At 64.3% G+C, this 4,315-nt stretch carries 4 protein-coding genes and 1 pseudogene; 2 read left to right on the plus strand and 3 right to left on the minus strand.

Translation table 11 applies throughout. The features are described 5' to 3' along the window. A pseudogene (gene zur, locus HP546_RS26640) lies at positions 1-245 on the minus strand (zinc uptake transcriptional repressor Zur); the annotation flags it as partial. A gap of 18 nt (positions 246-263) precedes the next feature. On the opposite strand from zur, the gene HP546_RS26645 reads away from it, so the two are divergent. Then, complete coding sequence (locus tag HP546_RS26645) at positions 264-1,220, plus strand: zinc ABC transporter substrate-binding protein (protein ID WP_172231754.1); 957 nt, start codon at positions 264-266, stop codon at positions 1,218-1,220. A gap of 161 nt (positions 1,221-1,381) precedes the next feature. Here the strand turns inward: HP546_RS26645 and HP546_RS26650 are convergent, their stop codons facing one another. Continuing rightward, complete coding sequence (locus HP546_RS26650; RefSeq protein WP_172231757.1) at positions 1,382-2,332, minus strand: homoserine kinase; 951 nt, start codon at positions 2,330-2,332, stop codon at positions 1,382-1,384. Positions 2,333-2,401: 69 nt separating this feature from the next. Beyond that, the gene (locus tag HP546_RS26655) at positions 2,402-2,689 is read right to left on the minus strand and encodes a DUF2782 domain-containing protein (RefSeq protein WP_010951520.1); all 288 of its coding nucleotides are present in this window, start codon (positions 2,687-2,689) and stop codon (positions 2,402-2,404) included. A gap of 75 nt (positions 2,690-2,764) precedes the next feature. Between HP546_RS26655 and HP546_RS26660 the strand changes: the two genes are divergently transcribed. Next, positions 2,765-4,315: 5'-3' exonuclease H3TH domain-containing protein (locus HP546_RS26660; protein WP_306125772.1), on the plus strand; the 1,551-nt coding region annotated here is incomplete at its 3' end.

The following is a 4,315-nucleotide window of genomic DNA, read 5'->3' on the forward strand; positions in this document are numbered from 1 at the left end:
AGGAAGTCCAGAGCGCGGTACACCGTCGGCGGCGCGGCGCGGCGGCCATCCTGCTCGCTGAGCACGGCGAGGATGTCGTAGGCACCCAGCGGCTTGTGGCTTTGCCACACCAGCTCCAGCACCCGGCGGCGCAACGCGGTCAGGCGCAGGCCCTGGCGGGTGCACAAGGCGTCGGCTTCAGCCAGTGCGCTGTGTACGCAGTGGGAGTGATCGTGGGGACGGTTGGCCAGCGGCGTGATGGACATGGGCAGCGACGGTTCTGGATGGAGACGTTATTATGTTACCTGTTTCTGATGACTCGAGTATCCACCGTGTCCCGATTCCTAGCTCTGTTTGTCGCTTTCATCGCATTTTCAGCCCAGGCCGATGTGCGCGTGCTCACCACTATCAAGCCCCTGCAGCAAATTGCTGCTGCCGTGCAGGACGGCGTGGGCAGCCCCGAGGTATTGCTGCCGCCGGGCGCCTCGCCGCACCACTACGCGCTGCGTCCGTCCGACGTGCGGCGGGTGGGCGATGCCGACCTGTTGTACTGGATTGGCCCGGACATGGAGAGCTTCCTGCCGCGCGTGCTGGGCAGCCGCAGCAAGCCCACGGTGGCCGTGCAGTCGCTGGCGGGCATGAAGCTGCGCCGCTTTGGCGAGGACAGCCACTCCCATGAGGAAGCAGACCATGACGACCACGATCATGATCACCGCCCGGGCAGCCTGGACGCGCACTTGTGGCTGTCGTCGGTCAACGCGCGGATAATCGCGGCGAAGATGGCTGCGGATCTGGCCCAGGTCGATCCGGCCAATGCTGCCCGCTACCAGAGCAACCTGAAGGCTTTCAATGAGCGCATGGATGCACTGGATGGACGTATCAAGGCGCGGGTAGCCGGTATTGCCAGCAAACCGTACTTCGTGTTCCACGAGGCGTTCGATTACTTCGAGGCGGAGTATGGCCTGAAGCACACCGGCGTGTTCAGCGTGGCATCCGAGGTTCAGCCGGGGGCGCAGCATGTGGCTGCGATGCGCAAACGCCTGCAGGAAGTGGGCAAGACCTGTGTGTTCAGTGAGCCGCCACTGCGGCCGCGGTTGGCTGAGACCCTGACTGCCGGGCTGCCGGTGCGCTTGGCTGAGCTGGATGCACTGGGTGGTACCGACCCGGTGGATGCCAAGGGTTATGAGCGCTTGCTGGAGAAGCTGGGTGGCGACCTGGCTGGGTGCTTGGAGCAGTTGTAAGCCGGGTTTTGCAGGAGATTGCATCAGGGCGGCCAGGTGTTCGCCGTAAGGTTTGCAGCGCCTGTGAAACCGAGCGCCGCCCGCGCGGCGCTCGATTTCACAGGCGCAGAAAGCATCAAGGCGGGCACCTGTCAGCCCTCACACAATCCAGTCGGCGGGCCCTAGAGAGCAAACGGCAGGCGCAAAGCCACCTGCTGCCGCTGTGCCAAACGCACTTCGAACTCGCTCGGGTCATGGATCATCACATCCATCCCGGCAAACGACTCCGCCGCAATCAGCCGCGACAGCCAGAAGCGCACGCAGCCTACCCGCAACATCTCTGGCCACAGCTCGGCTTCGGCTGCAGTGAACGGCCGCAGCGCGGCATACGCTGCCAGCAGCGCCTGAGCGCGGGGCATGTCGATCGCGCCGTGCTCATCCAGGCACCAATCGTTCACGGTGATGGCGATGTCATACAGCATCGGCCCGGAGCAGGCGTTGTAGAAGTCGATCACACCTGTCAGGTGGGTGCCTTCGAACATCACGTTGTCGCGGAACAGGTCGGCATGCAGGTTGGCCCGCGGCAACGCCAGGATCTGCGCCTTGTGCGCGGTAATCTCGGCCAGGGCCGGCTGCAGCAGTGCAGCCTGCTCGGCAGTCAGCCGTGGCAGCAACTCGGCCCCCGCAGCCAGCATCCAGTCCAGGCCGCGGTCGGTGCGGCGTTCGATGATGTGCTCGCGGGTGGCCAGGTGGATGTGCGCCAGCAGCTCGCCCACCTGGGCGCAGTGCTGGTTGTTCGGGGCCTTGATGTGCTTGCCCGACAGCCGTGGCTGCAGCAACGCCGGTTTGCCGCACAGCTCGCGCAGGCCGTTGCCGTCGCGGTCACGAATCGCATAGGGCACCGGCATGTCGGCTTCGTGCAGGGTGTCCAGCAGCTCGATGAAGAACGGCATGTCCTCGCTGGGCCCGCGCTCGATCAACGTCAGGACGAACTCCCCCTGTTCGAGGCTGACGAAGAAATTGCTGTTCTCGGTGCCGGCGGCAATGCCCTGGAAGTCGAGCAGACGGCCCAGCTCGTACGGCGCCAGAAAGGTTTCCAGCTCAGGCCGGGTCACGGGGGTGAAGACTGACATGATGAAAAATTGCCCATACGGGCACTTCCGCCGGGAAGTGCCGGGTTGATGTGAACGGTGCGCGTCAGATTACCACTCGAAGATCTTCCAGGACGGTATCAGCATGTCCGGCTGGTCGGATCGAATGAAATTGGCGTCGGTGCCATCGGCGCGTACCAGGAAATAAGGCTTGCCGTTTTTCGGCGTGATCTTGATCGCATACAGGAACCCGTTCTGCCGGTACTCCTGGATGGTTTTGTCGCCTTCCGTGCGAATGGTTACCTCGGGATCGGCCGAGGGCGCGTCGTCCGCCGCCAGGGTGACGACAGGCATGGTTGCCAACAGGCCGAGCAGTAACAGGCGATTGAGTGTACGCATGATAACCTAGTCCCTTTGTCGTCAATGATTCTGGCTATTCTAGCGCCGGACCCGTCGAAAAGGTTGATTCTGCTCATGAGCCAAGCGCCCCTCGTCCTGGTGGACGGTTCCTCCTACCTGTACCGCGCCTTCCATGCGCTGCCCCCGTTGACCACGTCCAAGGGCATGCCAACCGGTGCGGTGAAGGGCGTGCTGAACATGCTCAAGAGCCTGCGCAAGCAATACCCCGACAGCCTGTTCGCGGTGGTGTTCGATGCCAAGGGCGGCACCTTCCGCGATGCCATGTTTGCCGAGTACAAGGCCAACCGGCCCAGCATGCCGGACGACCTGCGCGTGCAGATCGAGCCGCTGCACGCCAGCGTCAAGGCGCTGGGCTACCCGCTGCTGTGCGTCGAGGGCGTCGAGGCCGACGACGTGATCGGTACCCTGGCCCGCAGCAGTGCCGCCCAAGGCCGTCCGGTGGTGATCTCGACCGGTGACAAGGACATGGCGCAGTTGGTGGACGGGCACATTACCCTGGTCAACACCATGACCGGCACCGTGCTGGACGTGGCTGGCGTGCACGAGAAATTTGGCGTCGGCCCGGAACATATCATCGACTTCCTGGCCCTGATGGGCGACAAGGTCGACAACATTCCTGGCGTGCCCGGCGTCGGCGAAAAGACCGCGGTGGGCCTGCTGACCGGCATCGGCGGTGGCCTCAGCGACCTGTATGCCAACCTGGACAAGGTGCCTGCACTGGCCATCCGTGGCGCCAAGACCCTGCCGGCCAAGCTGGAGGAACACCGCGACGCGGCGTTCCTGTCCTACGAGCTGGCCACCATCAAGGTCGACGTGCCGCTGGACGTCGAGGTCGAGGCGCTGGTCTGCGGCGAGCCTGACCGCGACGCGCTGCTGGCGCTGTATACCGAGATGGAGTTCAAGAGCTGGGTTGCGGATGTACAGCGCGAAGCGGCGCGGGCCGGTGAGGCCATCGCAGCGGTCGAGGAGCCGGCAGCCAAGGTCGAGCCGAAGTACGAAACCATCCTCGACCAGGCCCGTTTCGATGCCTGGCTGGAGAAGCTGCGCCAGGCGCCGCTGTTCGCCTTCGACACCGAAACCACCGGCCTGGACGCCCAGAAAGCGCAGCTGGTGGGCCTGTCGTTCGCTGTCGAGCCGCATGCGGCGGCCTATGTGCCATTGGCCCACGATTACGAAGGCGCGCCCGCCCAACTGGACCGCGAGGCGGTGCTGCTGGCGCTGAAGCCGCTGCTGGAAGACCCGTCCAAGGCCAAGGTCGGGCAGAACGCCAAGTACGATATCAACATCCTCGCCAATGCCTCGCCTGCCATCGAAATGCGCGGCGTGGCCTACGACACCATGCTCGAGTCGTATGTGCTGAACTCCACCGGCACACGTCACGACATGGACAGCCTGGCGCAGAAGTACCTCGACCACACCACCATCGCCTTCGAAGACATTGCCGGCAAGGGCGCGAAGCAGCTCACCTTCAACCAGATCCACCTGGACAAGGCCGGCCCCTACGCCGCCGAGGACGCCGACATCACCTTGCGCCTGCACCAGGCACTGCAGGCTCGCCTTGCGCAAACGCCGAGCGTGCAGCCGGTGCTGATGGACATCGAAATG

This window comes from Pseudomonas sp. CM25, from assembly GCF_013179705.1.
Taxonomy (GTDB): domain Bacteria; phylum Pseudomonadota; class Gammaproteobacteria; order Pseudomonadales; family Pseudomonadaceae; genus Aquipseudomonas.

What these genes read in the sequence shown, in the direction of transcription:
- HP546_RS26655 (WP_010951520.1), bottom strand. Translation starts at nt 2,689, where the DNA reads ATGCGTACACTCAATCGCCTGTTACTGCTCGGCCTGTTGGCAACCATG.
- HP546_RS26645 (WP_172231754.1), top strand. Translation starts at nt 264, where the DNA reads ATGGAGACGTTATTATGTTACCTGTTTCTGATGACTCGAGTATCCACC.
- HP546_RS26650 (WP_172231757.1), bottom strand. Translation starts at nt 2,332, where the DNA reads ATGTCAGTCTTCACCCCCGTGACCCGGCCTGAGCTGGAAACCTTTCTG.